Here is a 14,718-nt window from a genome sequence, read left to right as displayed (position 1 = left end):
GCGGAGCATGACGCCCGAGACCCACGTCACATTCGCCGACGGAACCGTCCGCGGCACCCGGCTCGACGGCCTCCTCGCCTGGCGCGGCATTCCCTACGCCGCTCCCCCGGTGGGCCCGCTGCGGCTGCGGGCGCCGCAACCGGTCGAGCCCTGGACGGGAGTGCGCGATGCGACGCAGTTCGGAAATGCCGCCCCGCAGCGTCCGCGCTACGCCGAGACCGGTCGTCGCGGGGTGCGAGTGCGTCCCGACGAGGACTGCCTGACCCTCAACGTGCTCGCCCCCGCCGGTCGGGTCCATGCACCGCGACCGGTCATGGTGTTCATCCACGGCGGCGCCTTCACCCTCGGCACGAGTGCCCTGTCGGTCTACGGCGGCGAGTCGCTGGTCCGACGCGGCGACGTAGTCTACGTGTCGATCAACTACCGTCTCGGAGCGCTCGGCTATCTCGACTTCGGGTCCTTCTCCACCGATTCGGTCCGATTCGATTCCAATCTCGGTCTGCGCGACCAGGTGGCGGCGCTCGAATGGGTCCAGCGCAACATCGCGGCCTTCGGCGGCGACCCCGACAACGTGACGATCTTCGGCGAGTCCGCCGGCGGCACCTCGGTGACGACCCTGCTCGCGACACCCGCCGCGCGCGGACTGTTCTCCGCCGCGATCGCACAGAGCCCGGCGCCGAATCTCGTCGTCACCTCCGACCGCTCGGCCGAATGGGGCCGGAAGTTCGTCGAACTGCTCGGTGCCGATCCGGATACCGCCGCGCAGGCGCTGCTCGACACCTCCCCCGTCGAACTCGGGCGGGTGGGATCGCGCCTCGGGGCGCAGGTACTGCGCGCGACTCCCGGTCTGCATCCCTTCGGCCCGGTCGTCGACGGCGATTTCGTTCCGCTCCAACCGCTCGAGGCGTACGAGACGGGCGCGGCGCATCCCGTTCCGCTCGTGCTCGGGACGAACGACCGCGAAGGTGCACTGTTCCCGAAGTTCCTCGACGCGCTGCCGACGAACCCTCGGCGGATCGACGCACTGTTCGCCGCGACAGATCCCGAGGCGAAGGATCGCATCACGGGGATCTATCCGGGATATCCGGACGAGCGTGCCGCGATCGATCTCGGCGGCGACCTCACCTTCTGGTATCCGTCCGTGCAGTTCGCGCAGGCACATTCGCGTTTCGCGCCGACCTTCATGTACCGCTTCGATCTCGCGCCGCGAGTGCTGCGCTGGACGGGCTTCGACGCGACGCACGCGGTGGAGTTGCTCGCGGTCTTCGACCAGACCGACGAACCGCTCGGCCGGGCGCTCACGGCACTCGGTGGGCGACGCGGCCTGCGGACGGCCGCCGGGGCGATGCAGCGCCAGTGGCTGAACGTGGCCCGGCACGGTGAACCACTGCCGTCGTGGCCACCCTACGACGAGAAGGACCGCGCGACAGTGATTTTCGACGAGGTCACGCGCATCGAGCACGATCCGCGTCGCGAGCGCCGCCTCGCGTGGGAGGGCTACCGCGGGTACGCCGCTCCGGCACCTGTTCAGTAAGCGCCGCTTCTCGACGCGCGCAATGAGCGTCGCTACTCGGCGCGTGCAGTGAGCGACGCTACTTGGCGACGGTGAGCAGGAAGGCGACGTCCTCGATGGCGCTGACGCTGTGCCGGACCGGCGGGATGATGATCATGTCGCCCGCCGAACCCTTCCACACGTCGTTGCCGGCGACGAGCTGGAGCTGACCCGACAGCACCTGCAGGGTCGCCTCGCCCGGGCTGTCGTGCTCGCCGAGTTCGTGCCCCGCCAGCAACGCGACGACGGTCTGCCGCAGGTGCTTGGTATGCCCACCGAAAACCGTCTGGGAGCTGCGTCCGCTGCTGGACGTCGCTGCGAGTTTGAGCTGCTGCCGTGCCATGGCGGTCAAGGAGAGCTTGTCCATGTACCGCAGTATCGCTCAGATGCCGCCGCGAGAACTCAGCTTCGGGCGTACCGGATCCAGCGGAACCTGATTCCCTTGGTGGACGTCAGCCATTCTCCGGGATCCGCCACCCACTCGGCGCCGATCGGAGGTGCGGTCGCATCTCCTGCGACGTCGAGGTCGACCTCGGTCACGAGCAGCTGCTTCGCGAACGGCATCGCCTGCGCGTAGATCTGGCCCCCACCCATGACGACGACCTCGTCCTCACGGGCGAGTGTCAGTGCGTCCTCGAGGCTCGTCGCGGTCTCGGCGCCCTGGGCCGACCACTCGACGTTGCGGGTGACGACGATGTTCCGGCGTCCCGGTAGCGGCCGGAACCTCGGCGGCAGTGAATCCCAGGTGAGCCGGCCCATGATCACCGGCTTTCCCATCGTCGCGTCCTTGAAGAACGCCATGTCCTCGGGGATGTGCCACGGGATGGTGTTCTCCCGGCCGATCACACCACCACGTGCCTGAGCCCAGACGAGGGTGACATCCCCCATCAGACGGCCACCGGCGCCTTGATCGCCGGGTGGTGCCGGTAGCCGACCACCTCGACGTCCTCGTAGCGGTAGTCGAAGATCGAGTCGCGCGGGTGCAGCTTCAACGTCGGGTAGGGATACGGCTCACGAGTGAGCTGTTCGGTGACCTGCTCGAGGTGGTTGGAGTAGATATGGCAGTCGCCGCCGGTCCAGATGAACTCTCCCGGCTCGAGGCCGGTCTGCTGCGCGACCATGTGAGTGAGCAGCGCGTAGCTCGCAATGTTGAACGGCACACCGAGGAACATGTCGGCGCTGCGCTGGTAGAGCTGGCAGCTGAGCTTGCCGTCGGCCACGTAGAACTGGAAGAAGGCGTGGCACGGCATGAGCGCCATCTTGTCGAGCTCGGCCACGTTCCACGCCGAGACGAGGATGCGACGCGAGTCGGGGTCGGTGCGCAGCGTCTCGAGGACCTGGCCGATCTGGTCGATGTGCTGCCCGTCGGGGGTCGGCCACGAGCGCCACTGCACGCCGTAGACCGGGCCCAGATCGCCGTCGGGTGCGGCCCACTCGTCCCAGATCGTCACGCCGTGCTCCTGCAGCCACTTGACGTTGGAGTCGCCGCGCAGGAACCACAGCAACTCGTAGACGATGGACTTCAGGTGCACCTTCTTCGTGGTGATCAGCGGGAAGCCCTCGGACAGATCGAAGCGCATCTGATGGCCGAACAGGCTCCGCGTGCCGGTTCCGGTACGGTCGGCCTTCTCCGCGCCGGTCTCGAGGATCAGGCGCATCAGGTCTTCGTAGGGCGTCGACACAGTCACGAGCGCAGTCTATCGGTGGGTCGAAGGTGTCCGTCGCCACCCGCGAACGGCCCGGCGACCGTAGCCTGTTCCCATGCCCGAGCTCCCCGAGGTGGAAGCACTTGCGGTGTTCCTGCGCGAGCACGCGGTCGGCAGCGTCATCGGACGCATCGACGTCGCGGCGCTGAACGTGCTGCAGACGGCCGACCCGCCGATCACGGCGCTGCAGGGACGCGACATCACCGGAGCGGTGCGCTTCGGCAAGTTCCTCGCGATCGACTGCTCGGGGCTGCACCTGATCACGCACCTGTCGCGCGGCGGCTGGTTGCGCTGGCTCGACGAACCGTCGCAGACTCCCCCGAAACTCGGTCGCGGTCCGCTCGCCCTCCGCGTGCACCTGTTCGCCCCCGACGCGACGACACCGGCCTTCGATCTCACCGAGGCCGGCACGAAGAAGCGCCTCGCGGTCTGGATTGTCGACGATCCGCAGCAGGTGCCCGGCATCGCCCGCCTCGGCCCCGACGCGCTCGCCCTCACCCGCGACGAGTTCGCCGAGCTCCTGACCGACAGCACCTCGCGCCTCAAGACGTTGCTGATCGACCAGAAGATTCTCGCGGGCATCGGCAATGCCTACTCCGACGAGATCCTGCACGTCGCTCAGCAGTCGCCGTTCGCGACCGCCGGCAAGCTCACCGACGACGCGGCGACCGCCCTGTACGGGGCGATGCGGTCGGTGCTGACCGATGCCGTCACGCGCTCGGTCGGGCAGGACGCGGCGCGCCTCAAGGGCGAGAAAAGGTCGGGGCTGCGCGTGCACGGCCGCACCGGTGAGCCGTGCCCGGTGTGCGGCGACACCGTCCGCGAGGTCTCCTACACCGACCGTTCGTTCCAGTACTGCCCGACCTGCCAGACCGGAGGGAAGGTCCTCGCCGACCGGCGGATGTCCCGCCTGCTGAAGTAGCGGGCACGCAGTGCAGGCCCCTTCCCGTCTCCGCGAAGAAGTCCGCATCCTCGCGCCGGGTTACTTCGCCTTCGTCATGGCCGGCGGAATCGTGTCCACCGGACTCCACCTCCGCGGTTTCCACCTCGCATCGGCCGTGCTGCTGATCGTGTCCGCGATCGGATACGCGACGCTGGTGGCCCTGTCGGTGTGGCGGTTCTTCGCGTTCCGCGACGAGGTCCGCGCCGATCTCGCCGATTCCGGACGGGCGTTCGGCTTCTTCACCTTCGTCGCGGGCAGCAACGTGCTCGGCGTACGCCTGATGATGGACGGCTGGCATTCCACCGCGGCCGTACTACTCGTGGGCGCGGCGGCGACGTGACTGGTGCTCGGATATGTCGTCCCGTGGACCGCCGTGCTCGGCACGGCGGAGCGTCCCGTCCTCGCGAAGGCGAACGGAACGTGGTTCATCTGGGTCGTCGCCAGCGAGTCGGTGGCCATCGCCGCGGCCACGCTCCAACCGGTCTACCGCGAACTGGACCGGCTCCTCGCCGCCCTCGCGGTGTTCACCTGGGGCGTCGGGCTGTTCCTGTACGCGGCGGCCGGCGTCTTCGCCGCGGTTCGGATGTTGGAGTACCCGTTGCGACCCACCGACCTGACCGCCCCTTACTGGGCTCTTCGCGCTTGAGCGGGGTGCCCGGTAGTTGATGGGGCTCGTGGCCCCGACATGCTGTTGGTCTCTCACAACGCGACAACAGCGAGACCACGAGCATGAACGAGGGTACGTCAGTGCTGCTCGGGCTGGAGGACGAGTTCACCGTCCCGCAGCTCGAACGAATCGATGCCGACACGGTGCGTGTCGTCATCGAGGTCATCGACCCGGAGGGCGCCTGCCCCGAGTGCGGGGTGCTCACCTCAAGGATCAAGGAGCGGCCACTGGTTCGAGTCAAGGACTTGCCTGCCTCCGGCCAAAGAACCGATCTGTGGTGGCTCAAACGGCGCTTGGTGTGCCGCGAACCGGCCTGTGGGACAGCGACATTCACGCAGCAGTCCCGCGCTGCGCCGGCACGGTCGCGGCTCACGACCCGGCTACGAGAGAAGATCGGTTCGGCGATCGCGTCGGGCAACCGCGCCGTCAGCGAGGTCGCTAGCGAGTACCAGGTGGCGTGGTCGACCGCGCACCGGGCGCTCATCGCACTGGCCAACCAGTGGCTGCCCGAGCCGGAACCCACCCGCGTGCTCGGCATCGACGAGACCCGCGCCCGGTCGGTGCGCTGGGTGCTCGAAGAGGCCGGCTGGACACGGTCGAACCCGTGGATGACCTCGTTCGTCAACGCCGACCCCACCCTGCCCGGGCACCTTCTCGGGCTGACCCCGGGACGCTCCGGGGCGTGCGTGATCGACTGGCTCGCGCTGCAGACACCCGCGTTCCGGGCCGGCATCGACCTGGTCGTGATCGACCCGTCCGCGCCGTACGCGGGCGGGATCCGCACCGCCCTGCCGGACGCGCGGATCGCAGTCGACAAGTGGCATCTCGTCGCCCTCGCCAACCTCATGGTCACCCAGGTCCGTCAACGGATCACCCGGCAACTGCACGGCCGCCGCGGCACCGCCACCGACAAAGTCTGGGCCAGCCGGCAACTGCTGCTCACCGGCTACGAGCACCTCACCGTGAAGCAAAAGGCCCGGTTCAACGCCGCCCTCGCCGCCGAGGATCCGACCAACGAGATCGCCGCCGCGCATGCCGTCAAGGAACGCCTGCGCCTGCTGCTGGCCGAACACCAGCCGCACCAGATCCGGCGCAGGCTGTACGACTTCTACGACGCCGCCGCCCGCGCCGACATGGAGGAAACCAGCCGCCTGGCGACCACGATCGACACCTGGTGGCCAGCGGTGCTCGTCGCGCTCACCGAGGACGTGACCAACGCCCGCACCGAGGGCTTCAACCGGATCATCAAGCAAACCAAGCGTGTCGGATGCGGCTTCACCAACATGGACAACTACCGAAGGCGCATCATGGTCCACATCGCCCTCACCCGAGGGCAGAGACCAGCAGCATGGAATCAGCACACGCCCCGCTCAAATGCGGAGAGCCATTTATCTCTGCAGTAAACGCCCGGCCCGTCTTCGGCGCCTCGTGCCACACATGCCTTCCCGCTCGGGTTGCGGCGGGCCATAATTCGCCTTTCACGTGCCCGGCTTGCCGTCTTCGGAGCTGGGCCTTGACACCCCTGCACCGGGTACCCCCGCATCAGTACCGCACCTGCCGCTGGGCAGTCGATGCATCACCTGTCCGAACGGAATCGACCGGCCCCACGCTGATCACTGCTCCCACACCGCCGAAGCACTTCAACCGATCCGTCACTGCAGCATCATCGAGAAGCCGTCCTCGACGCCGGCAGGTCCCGGGCCCGCTGGCTGTGATGTCTTCGCGCTGGCGGCGTCGGCGGGGAGAGGATTTCGCAGTGAGCAGCACCGCTCTCTCCGGGATCGAGGCGACCACCGAATCCGGCCCGCGGTGCTGCACGAAACCTTGGGGCTCCATCGAGCCAGTGGCAATCGGCCCGTGGTTGCCTCACCATGGAGCGGTGACTGCTAAGCGTCGCCGATCCACCGCCGATCCTGCCGAACCCCTTTCCGATGCCGAGCTGCTCATCGGCCTGGTGGTCTCACCATCCCTGAGTGCGATGCTCGGACCCGAGGTCACCACCTCGGTGCGCAAGATTTTGGTGCAGCGGTATCCGGGAGTGCGCTGGCAACTGAAGATGGCCGAAGACCGGCTGGTCGATCCACCCACCGAGACCTTGGACCTGCTGGAGGCGGCCCGAAACCGCGTGCTGGAGGAGAACTGGGATTTGGCCGTGGTGCTCACCGAGATCCCCCTGAAGACCGGCCGACGTCCGGTGCTCACCCAGCTCAGCCCCGTGCACGGGGTAGGACTGGTCTCCGTCCCAACCCTGGGAGCCGTGCACGTGCGGCAGAAGGTGCAAGAGACCACCGTGCACGTGGTCGGGCAGCTCCTGGGCTACGACGCCGAAGACCTCAACGCCCAGCGGGATCTTGCTCGAAGAGCCCACCAGCTGTCCACCGATCTCGACGAACGCCCGGACGACAACGTCGTGCAGTTCACGGCCCGAGTGCTGAGCGGCAACGTGCGGTTGCTGCTGGGCATGATCCGCGCCAACCAGCCTTGGGCCTTCGTGGCCCGGCTCTCCCGGGCGATGGTCGTGGCAGCGGCCACCGGCATGCTGACATTGGTGGCCTCGGACCTATGGGTACTGGCCATGGCCTACGGGCCGGTGCGCCTGGTCCTGCTGGCGGTGATGGCGATCGGGGCGGTGAGTGCCACCCTGATCCTGGGAGCCGACTTGTGGGAGCGCCCACGGCGGCGAGCCCAACGTGAGCAGGTGATCCTGTTCAATTTGGCCACCACCGCGACCGTGGCCATCGGGGTTGTGGTGTTCTACCTCGGCTTATTCATCCTGTCCTGGGTCGGCGCGCTGCTGCTCATCGACGAGCAGGTACTGGCCGGTGTCGCCGGTCACCCAGTGAACGCTTTGGACTACGCGAAGATCAGCTGGCTCACCGCCAGCCTGGCCACCGTGGGCGGAGCACTAGGAGCTGGACTGGAGGACGACGATGTGGTGCGCGCCGCTGCCTACACCCGGTCCAGCACCTGACACAGCCCCAGCACAGAAGAAACTGAAACATCTACGCGTTGATGCCACGTCTATGCAGGTGTCATTGCCGGTCGCGATGACTTGGTGGGCTCAGCGCAGTGCGCTGCCTCGTACTCGGCGGGTGGGGCGTTGCCGAGGCGGGTGTGCGGGCGGGCGCTGTTGTACCTGTCGATCCGGGATCCGCACCGCCCTGCCGGACGCGCGGATCGCAGTCGACAAGTGGCATCTCGTCGCCCTCGCCAACCTCATGGTCACCCAGGTCCGTCAACGGATCACCCGGCAACTGCACGGCCGCCGCGCATGCCGTCAAGGAACGCCTGCGCCTGCTGCTGGCCGAACACCAGCCGCACCAGATCCGGCGCAGGCTGTACGACTTCTACGACGCCGCCGCCCGCGCCGACATGGAGGAAACCAGCCGCCTGGCGACCACGATCGACACCTGGTGGCCAGCGGTGCTCGTCGCGCTCACCGAGGACGTGACCAACGCCCGCACCGAGGGCTTCAACCGGATCATCAAGCAAACCAAGCGTGTCGGATGCGGCTTCACCAACATGGACAACTACCGAAGGCGCATCATGGTCCACATCGCCCTCACCCGAGGGCAGAGACCAGCAGCATGAAATCAGCACACGCCCCGCTCAAATGCGGAGAGCCCCTTACTGGGTGTCGATGGGAGCGTGCTCGATCACCGTCGTGGCGGGTTCACGGATCGTCGAGATGGACGACGCACCGATGGTCGACGCGACCCGCGGACTGATCGCGGGCCTCGCCGTCGTCATCTGGGTCTTCGCGACGTGGCTGCTCCCCCCGCTCGTCGCGGCCGGTTGGTGGCGACACCGCGTCCACCGGGTGCGGCTGGACTACGACTCGTCCCTGTGGTCGATCGTCTTCCCGCTCGGCATGTACGCGATCGCGGGGATGTATCTGGGTCGCGCCGACGATCTGCCACTGGTCGGCGCGATCGGCGCCGCCGAATTGTGGGTCGCGGTGGCGGCCTGGGTCGCGGTGTTCGCCGCGATGCTGCACCGCATGTGGGTACGGCTCATACGGCCGGTCGAGCGCGACCGACGGTGACCGCCCGTGCTCGGGCCCGCCCCATCCCGCCGTACCAGCGGACGGCGAGCACGACAGCCAGGGCCACAGGCCTGGTCGCCGGTGCGGCCGGCGTGGCCGCCATGACCATCGGGGAGAAGATCGAGCAGGCCGTCACCGGGCGACCGAACTCCCACGTGCCGGGCCGCGTACTCGCACGGTTGACGGGCGCCTCGGAATCGGCCGGACAGCACTCGACCGCCCTGAACTGGGCGATGCACTTCGGGCAGGGTATCACCCTCGGCGTCCTGCGTTCGGTCATGGCCGAGGTGGGCCTGCGGGGGCCGCTCGCATCGTCGAAGTTCACCGTCGTCCGTCTGACCAACGACCAGATCCTCGAGAACGCGACCGGCGTGGGAGCGCCCCCGCAGACGTGGCCCCGTTCCGAGCTGGCGATCGACGTCCTCCACAAGAGCGTCTACGGCTTCGTCACCGGTGCCGTCGCCGACGCGGCGGTTACCGTATCGGTGTGAATGTCGAACCGCTGGACACCGGCACCGTGGCCGGTCACCTGCATCTTCCCGAGGGCAGTCCGCGGGGTGCCGTCGCGTTGACGCACGGCGCCGGCGGCAACTGCGACGCCCGGACCCTGCAGCTGATGTGCTCCCGGTTCGCCGATGCCGGCTTCCTCGCCCTGCGCTACGACCTGCCGTTCCGCCGTCGCAAGCCCAAGGGACCCCCGCAGCCGTCCCGCGCCGCGGAGGACCGCGAGGGTGTGTCCGCCGCGGCCGCGGAGCTGCGCGACCGCGTGTCCGGACCCTTACTGCTCGGCGGCGTCTCCTACGGCGGCCGGCAGACGTCGATGCTCGCGGCCGACGAACCCGGCATCGCCGACGCCCTCGTCCTGCTGTCCTATCCCCTCCATCCCCCGGGCAAGCCGGAGAAGCTGCGCACCGAGCACCTGCCGAAGATCTCGGTGCCCACGGTGTTCGTCCACGGCGACCGCGACCCCTTCGGTACCTTCGACGAACTGCGGGAGGCACTCGATCTCCTGCCCGCGGCCACGACTCTCATCGAGGTCACCGGGGCCGCACACGACCTGAGCCGCGCGAAGACGGATCCCTCGGAATCCGCCGTGTCCGCCGCGCTGCACCTGCTGGAAGAGAAGAAGTCATGATCGAACCCACCGACGTCGCCATCGACACGCTGCTCGCCGAGCTCCGCGACCGGCTCGACGATTCCGTCGACGCCCCGACGACCCTGCGCGGACTGCTCGAAGCGGTGCTCGTGGTGGGGTCGGGTCTCGAACTCGACTCCATGCTCCAGCGCATCGTCTCCGCCGCGACCGCCCTTCTCGACGCCCGCTACGGCGCGCTCGGCGTGCGCGCCGCCGACGGTGGTCTGTCGGAGTTCGTGTACGTCGGGATCAATCCGACGCAGCGCGAGGTGATGGGCCATCTGCCCGAGGGCCGGGGCATCCTGGGTCTGCTCATCAACGATCCCCGGCCGGTCCGTCTCGGCGACCTGTCGAAGCATTCCGCCTCCATCGGTTTCCCGCCCAACCATCCGCCCATGAAGAGCTTCCTCGGAACTCCGATCATGGTGCGCGGCAAGGTTTTCGGCAGCATCTACCTCACCGAGAAACTGGGCGCACCCGAGTTCACCGAAGAGGACGAGGTGATCCTCAAGGTGCTCGCGATGTCCGCCGGTGTGGCCGTCGAGAACGCGCGCCTGTTCGAGGGCTCCCTCGACCGCGAGAGATGGCTTACCGCAATGGCATCCATCAACTCCCGGCTGCTGATGGGTGGGTCGGTGGACGAGACGCTGTCGATGCTCACCGGCCAGGTCCGCGAACTCGCCCGGTGTGCGGGCGCCTATGTGATGCTCGTCGACGGCCACCACGGCCGCCTGCAGGCCGCGTCCCCCGCGGCGCCGTGCGGGAAGGACAAGCGTTTCGATCTCACCGGATCGCCTGTGCTGAAAGCGCTCAAGAGCAGGCAGCCGATGCACCTCGATACCCTCGAGGGACTGCCACCGATGGAGCAGGGCGACGAAGGACACGCGGTGGTGCTGCCGCTGTCGGCGACGTCGACGGTCACGGGTGTGCTCGTCGCGACCCGCGAGGCCGGTACCGAACCGTGGGACGACGAGGACGTGGCCCGCTTCGAATCCATGGCGAACCTCGCGGCCGTGGCCCTCGAATTCGCCGAACAGCAACGCAAGAAGCGGTTGCTCGACGTGCTGGCCGATCGCGATCGCATCGCACAGGACCTGCACGACAACGTCATCCAGCGCCTGTTCGCCACGGGTATGAGCTTGCAGAGCGCGACCGCGGACGGTGCGGGTACCGAACGCGTCGTGGAGGTGATCCGCCACGCGATCGAACAGCTCGACCGGACGGTGCGCGAGATCCGCACGACCATCTTCGATCTGCACACCACCGGCGCGGCGGCGTCGAACAGTCTGCGCCGGAGACTGCTGGACGTGGTGGGCGACCTGAGCATCCACTCCTCGGTGGCGCCCAACGTGCAGTTCGTCGGACCCATCGACACGCTGGTGCCGATGCGCATCCACCCGCATGCCGAGGCTGTGCTCCGCGAGGGGCTGAGCAACGCGCTGCGCCATTCCCAGTCCGACAACATCTCGGTGTCGGTCTCGGTTCAGGACGATTTCCGGATCGAGATCCTCGACGACGGCACGGGTCTGCCCGACATGCCTCGCCGCAGCGGGCTGGCGAACCTCGAGCGGCGCGCCGTGCAGTGCGGCGGGTCGTGCGAGATCGGTCCGGCCCACCCGCGCGGCACCCGGGTGCTGTGGGCGGTCCCGCTCTGACGGAACGGGTCCCGCCCGCGTCGGACTAGGACGTCGGCTTGCCGCGCTCGTTGCGCAGCTCGGTGGCGAGCACCGCGGCCTGCGTGCGGCGCTGCATGCCGAGCTTCGCCAGCAGCCGCGAGACGTAGTTCTTCACGGTCTTCTCCGCGAGGAACAGCCGCTCGGCGATCTCGCGGTTGGTCAGGCCTTCACCGATGAGTTCGAAGACGGCGCGTTCCTGCTCCGACAGCTCGGCCAGTGGATCGGCCGTGCGCGATGCCCGGATCCGCTCCATGAGGGCGGCGGTGGCACGGCTGTCCAGCAACGAGCCGCCCTCGCCGACGGTGCGGATCGCCGAGACGAGGTCGGTGCCGAGGATCTGCTTGAGCACGAACCCCGAGGCACCCGCCATGATCGCGTCGAAGAGTGCCTCGTCGTCGGCGTAGGAGGTGAGCATCAGGGCGCGCAGACCCGGCATGCGGGTACGCAGCTCGCGGCACAGTTCGACACCGTTGCCGTCGGGAAGCCGCACGTCGAGCACCGCGACGTCGGCGCCGCTCTCGGGCACGCGGGCCAGGGCCTCGCCCACCGAGGCGGCCTCACCGACGACGGTGAAGTCGGGCACGCTGCTCAGCAGATCCACCAGGCCGCGCCGCACGATCTCGTGATCGTCGACGAGGAACACGCGGGTCATCTCGGGCACCTTTCGTTGACATGCTGTCCCGTCATTGTCCCAGGTGTACCGCGATACCCACGTCCTCGGGGCCGTTCGACACCCATCTGGGGACCTTCTCCCCCTGCCCCGCGGGCGCCGCTCGGGAGACGCTGGAAGGGCAGAGGTGGACATGTAGGGCGAACGAGCCGACGCGGAGGATGTCGTGACTGTCGATGCCGGAACCTGGTCGCTCGGTGACACCGAGATCATTGCGCGTGCGGTGGTGGAGGCACCCTCGGTACACGACACGCAACCGTGGAATCTGCGACTGCCCGATCACAGCGCCGAACTGGAGGAACGCCTCGAGTTCGCCGAGCCGGGACCGGACCCGCTGCGCGTCGACCGGTTGATCTCGTGTGGCACGGCCCTCGCGAATCTCGAGCTCGCGATCCGGGTCCTCGGCAACCGATCGCGCACCTCGGTGCTGCCCGATCCGCAACGTCCGGAGCTCATCGCCCGGATCGAGACGCTCGGCTCGGGTACCCCGAGTAGCCGCGACCTGCGGTTGTACGCCGCCATCTCGCATCGGCGCAGCCATCGCGAATCGTTCACCGACATCCCGGTGCCGACGGCGACGCTCGCAGACGTCGTCGCCGCGGCCGGGGAGATACCCGACGTCGACGTGCGTCTGCTCGCCGCCGACGAGGCCGTCGCCCTGGCGCAGGTGCTCGCCTATGCGGCGGAGGCCCGCCGGCGTCACCCGCACTACCAGCGGGAGATGTTCTCGTGGACCTCCCACTGGCAGCCGCGCGGCAACGCCGAGGTGGTCACCACCTGGAGCGCGACCCTCGACGAACACGGCGCGGCCGGCGAGGCCATGGTCACGTCGGGGATCCCGGATATCGATGCGCTGGCGGCGGCGATCGCGCGCGAATCGGTGCTGCTGTTCTCCGCCCCGTCCACCTCGCCGGCGGATCTGGTCCGGGTGGGCGCGGCGGTGGAGCGGTGCTGGCTCCCGGCCATCGATGCGCGATTGTCGGCGTCGGTCGTGACGCATCCGCTGCGGGTCGAGGACGCCGGTTCGCGCCTGGCCGAGATGCTCGACCTGCCGGTCGTGCCGCTGGTGATCCTGCGCGTGGGTTTCTGACGAGAAGAGAGATCGAGGTGACGATGAGCGCACCGACCGAGGATCCGACCCGCGAGTTGTTCCGCACGGCCCTGGACATGGCGCAGGCCGCCAAGGCCGGCAACGTCTCCGGGTGGCTGTCCGCCCGTTACGAGTGCGGGCGCGTCGAGGACGTCGCGTTCGTACTCTCGCAGATGCTCGGGGTGCTCATCGAGAACGGCGCGATCAGCCGCGGCGTGCATCCGGCCGACGCGTGGAGGGAACTGCGCGAGCGGGGCGTCGACGACTTCGGGTGACGCCCCGCATCGCTCCCTCGTCCGGGATCAGTCCTCGGTCTGCTTCGACCGGACGACGAGGACCGGGCAGTCCGCGGTCTGGATCAGCGCGTTGCTCGTGGATCCGAGCAGCAGTCCCTTGAATCCGCCACGTCCGCGGGTTCCGACCACGAGAAGCTGTGCGGTCTCTGCGTACTCGCTGAGCACCCGCACCGGCCGGTCGCGGGCGACGACACGTTCGACGGTGACGTCCGGGTACCGCTCCTGGTATCCGGCGAGACGTTCGGCGAGCACGATCTCCTCACCGGTCTGGATCCGGCTCCAGTGCGGGTCCTCCGGGACGGCGCCGAGCGAGGGCTGGACGCTCACGTCGCTCCACACGTTCACCGCGACGAGCGTCGCGCCGCGTGCGGATGCCTCCTCGAACGCGACCTCCACCGCGTCGCGACACGAGACCGAGCCGTCGACACCGACGACGACGGGCCCCTTTGTCGGCGGCGCACCGTCGAAGGTGCGGCCCCGCACCACGACGACGGGCGCCATCGCGTGCGAGACGACCGCCGTGGAGACCGAACCGGCGAGCAGGCCCTTCACCTCGCCGAGGCCGCGCGAGCCGACGACGAGCCGGTCGGCGTGCTCGGCCTGCGCGATGAGCGTGGGAACGACCTTGCCTTCGAGCTGTTCGGTGGTGATCTCGACGTTCCCGTGACGGTTCTCGTCGATGATCTGCCGGGCGAGCACGGCCGCGTTGTCGAGCCGGTCGCGGGCCGTCGCCTTCATCTCCTCGTGGAAGCTCTGCGCGAGGTAGGGCTCGGAGTAATAGAAGGCGGGGATGTGCACGACGGTGACGATGCGCAACGGCAGGCCGCGGATCGCAGCCGTCCGTGCCGCCCAGTGCACCGCGGTCGTGGACGCGTCGGATCCGTCGACGGCCACGACGATCGGCTTGTTCTCGGTCATCGCACGCGGAACCTTTCTCG

16 protein-coding genes and 2 pseudogenes are annotated in these 14,718 nt (G+C 68.5%); 13 read left to right on the top strand and 5 right to left on the bottom strand.

The annotated features are described in order from the left end of the window. Window positions 1-7: 7 nt before the first annotated feature. The gene (locus IM25_RS10890) at window positions 8-1,534 is read left to right on the top strand and encodes a carboxylesterase/lipase family protein (protein WP_033096738.1); all 1,527 of its coding nucleotides are present in this window, start codon (window positions 8-10) and stop codon (window positions 1,532-1,534) included. 58 nt (window positions 1,535-1,592) lie between these two features. Here the strand turns inward: IM25_RS10890 and IM25_RS10885 are convergent, their stop codons facing one another. From IM25_RS10885 to IM25_RS10875, 3 genes are read right to left on the bottom strand one after another with little or no spacing between them, the layout of a single operon-like run. After that, on the bottom strand, window positions 1,593-1,919 hold the full coding sequence (locus tag IM25_RS10885) for a cupin domain-containing protein (RefSeq protein ID WP_006551553.1): 327 nt from the start codon (window positions 1,917-1,919) through the stop codon (window positions 1,593-1,595). A gap of 35 nt (window positions 1,920-1,954) precedes the next feature. Continuing rightward, window positions 1,955-2,440: a dihydrofolate reductase gene (locus IM25_RS10880; protein WP_033096739.1), complete on the bottom strand. Its 486-nt coding sequence runs from the start codon at window positions 2,438-2,440 to the stop codon at window positions 1,955-1,957. Beyond that, complete coding sequence (locus tag IM25_RS10875) at window positions 2,440-3,240, bottom strand: thymidylate synthase (protein WP_033096740.1); 801 nt, start codon at window positions 3,238-3,240, stop codon at window positions 2,440-2,442. The genes IM25_RS10880 and IM25_RS10875 overlap by 1 nt, the downstream gene beginning before the upstream one ends. Before the next feature lie 73 nt (window positions 3,241-3,313). Between IM25_RS10875 and IM25_RS10870 the strand changes: the two genes are divergently transcribed. The 10 genes and pseudogenes from IM25_RS10870 to IM25_RS10830 all read left to right on the top strand — a co-directional run bounded on the left by IM25_RS10870 (window position 3,314) and on the right by IM25_RS10830 (window position 11,703). After that, the gene (locus IM25_RS10870) at window positions 3,314-4,180 is read left to right on the top strand and encodes an Fpg/Nei family DNA glycosylase (protein WP_033096741.1); all 867 of its coding nucleotides are present in this window, start codon (window positions 3,314-3,316) and stop codon (window positions 4,178-4,180) included. A gap of 10 nt (window positions 4,181-4,190) precedes the next feature. Then, window positions 4,191-4,541, top strand: coding sequence for a hypothetical protein (locus tag IM25_RS26815; protein ID WP_052039988.1), 351 nt, complete (start codon window positions 4,191-4,193; stop codon window positions 4,539-4,541). Between the two features lie 3 nt (window positions 4,542-4,544). Beyond that, entirely contained in the window at window positions 4,545-4,847 is a 303-nt protein-coding gene (locus tag IM25_RS26810) for a hypothetical protein (RefSeq protein WP_052039989.1), read from the top strand. A gap of 83 nt (window positions 4,848-4,930) precedes the next feature. Beyond that, a complete protein-coding gene (locus IM25_RS10855; protein WP_084294994.1) occupies window positions 4,931-6,271 on the top strand; it encodes an ISL3 family transposase in 1,341 nt (446 codons plus the stop codon). A gap of 476 nt (window positions 6,272-6,747) precedes the next feature. After that, entirely contained in the window at window positions 6,748-7,839 is a 1,092-nt protein-coding gene (locus tag IM25_RS10850) for a hypothetical protein (protein ID WP_006551558.1), read from the top strand. Beyond that, a pseudogene (locus tag IM25_RS25445) lies at window positions 7,799-8,459 on the top strand (ISL3 family transposase). The gene IM25_RS10850 and the pseudogene IM25_RS25445 overlap by 41 nt, the downstream one beginning before the upstream one ends. Window positions 8,460-8,469: 10 nt before the next feature. Continuing rightward, window positions 8,470-8,913: pseudogene (locus IM25_RS10845) on the top strand (tellurite resistance/C4-dicarboxylate transporter family protein); the annotation flags it as partial. Then, the gene (locus tag IM25_RS10840; RefSeq protein ID WP_033096742.1) at window positions 8,910-9,404 is read left to right on the top strand and encodes a hypothetical protein; all 495 of its coding nucleotides are present in this window, start codon (window positions 8,910-8,912) and stop codon (window positions 9,402-9,404) included. The pseudogene IM25_RS10845 and the gene IM25_RS10840, both read left to right, overlap by 4 nt. Beyond that, complete coding sequence (locus IM25_RS10835) at window positions 9,401-10,048, top strand: alpha/beta hydrolase family protein (protein WP_033096743.1); 648 nt, start codon at window positions 9,401-9,403, stop codon at window positions 10,046-10,048. The genes IM25_RS10840 and IM25_RS10835 overlap by 4 nt, the downstream gene beginning before the upstream one ends. Then, entirely contained in the window at window positions 10,045-11,703 is a 1,659-nt protein-coding gene (locus tag IM25_RS10830) for a sensor histidine kinase (RefSeq protein ID WP_006551563.1), read from the top strand. The genes IM25_RS10835 and IM25_RS10830 overlap by 4 nt, the downstream gene beginning before the upstream one ends. A gap of 25 nt (window positions 11,704-11,728) precedes the next feature. On the opposite strand, the gene IM25_RS10825 is transcribed toward IM25_RS10830, so the two are convergent. Then, window positions 11,729-12,376, bottom strand: coding sequence for a response regulator transcription factor (locus IM25_RS10825; RefSeq protein ID WP_033096942.1), 648 nt, complete (start codon window positions 12,374-12,376; stop codon window positions 11,729-11,731). Window positions 12,377-12,560: 184 nt separating this feature from the next. Between IM25_RS10825 and IM25_RS10820 the strand changes: the two genes are divergently transcribed. Then, complete coding sequence (locus IM25_RS10820) at window positions 12,561-13,484, top strand: nitroreductase family protein (protein WP_065996032.1); 924 nt, start codon at window positions 12,561-12,563, stop codon at window positions 13,482-13,484. A 17-nt stretch (window positions 13,485-13,501) separates the two neighbouring features. After that, window positions 13,502-13,759: a hypothetical protein gene (locus IM25_RS10815; RefSeq protein WP_033096744.1), complete on the top strand. Its 258-nt coding sequence runs from the start codon at window positions 13,502-13,504 to the stop codon at window positions 13,757-13,759. A gap of 27 nt (window positions 13,760-13,786) precedes the next feature. Here IM25_RS10815 and IM25_RS10810 read toward each other — a convergent pair whose 3' ends face one another. Continuing rightward, window positions 13,787-14,698 (bottom strand): universal stress protein, encoded by a 912-nt coding sequence (locus tag IM25_RS10810; RefSeq protein ID WP_033096745.1) that lies wholly within the window; start codon window positions 14,696-14,698, stop codon window positions 13,787-13,789. Window positions 14,699-14,718: the final 20 nt, after the last annotated feature.

The organism is Rhodococcus sp. p52, from assembly GCF_000763325.2.
In the GTDB taxonomy this organism is placed as follows: domain Bacteria; phylum Actinomycetota; class Actinomycetes; order Mycobacteriales; family Mycobacteriaceae; genus Rhodococcus; species Rhodococcus pyridinivorans.
The sequence above is the reverse complement of the archived record's forward strand: the minus strand, read 5'-3'. Positions and strand labels throughout refer to the sequence as shown.

Bases quoted from the DNA above. Each gene is read 5' to 3' on its own strand.
- IM25_RS10880 (WP_033096739.1), bottom strand. From the start codon at position 2,440: ATGGGGGATGTCACCCTCGTCTGGGCTCAGGCACGTGGTGGTGTGATC.
- IM25_RS10825 (WP_033096942.1), bottom strand. From the start codon at position 12,376: ATGACCCGCGTGTTCCTCGTCGACGATCACGAGATCGTGCGGCGCGGC.
- IM25_RS10810 (WP_033096745.1), bottom strand. From the start codon at position 14,698: ATGACCGAGAACAAGCCGATCGTCGTGGCCGTCGACGGATCCGACGCG.
- IM25_RS10855 (WP_084294994.1), top strand. From the start codon at position 4,931: ATGAACGAGGGTACGTCAGTGCTGCTCGGGCTGGAGGACGAGTTCACC.
- IM25_RS10870 (WP_033096741.1), top strand. From the start codon at position 3,314: ATGCCCGAGCTCCCCGAGGTGGAAGCACTTGCGGTGTTCCTGCGCGAG.
- IM25_RS10830 (WP_006551563.1), top strand. From the start codon at position 10,045: ATGATCGAACCCACCGACGTCGCCATCGACACGCTGCTCGCCGAGCTC.
- IM25_RS10885 (WP_006551553.1), bottom strand. From the start codon at position 1,919: ATGGACAAGCTCTCCTTGACCGCCATGGCACGGCAGCAGCTCAAACTC.
- IM25_RS10890 (WP_033096738.1), top strand. From the start codon at position 8: ATGACGCCCGAGACCCACGTCACATTCGCCGACGGAACCGTCCGCGGC.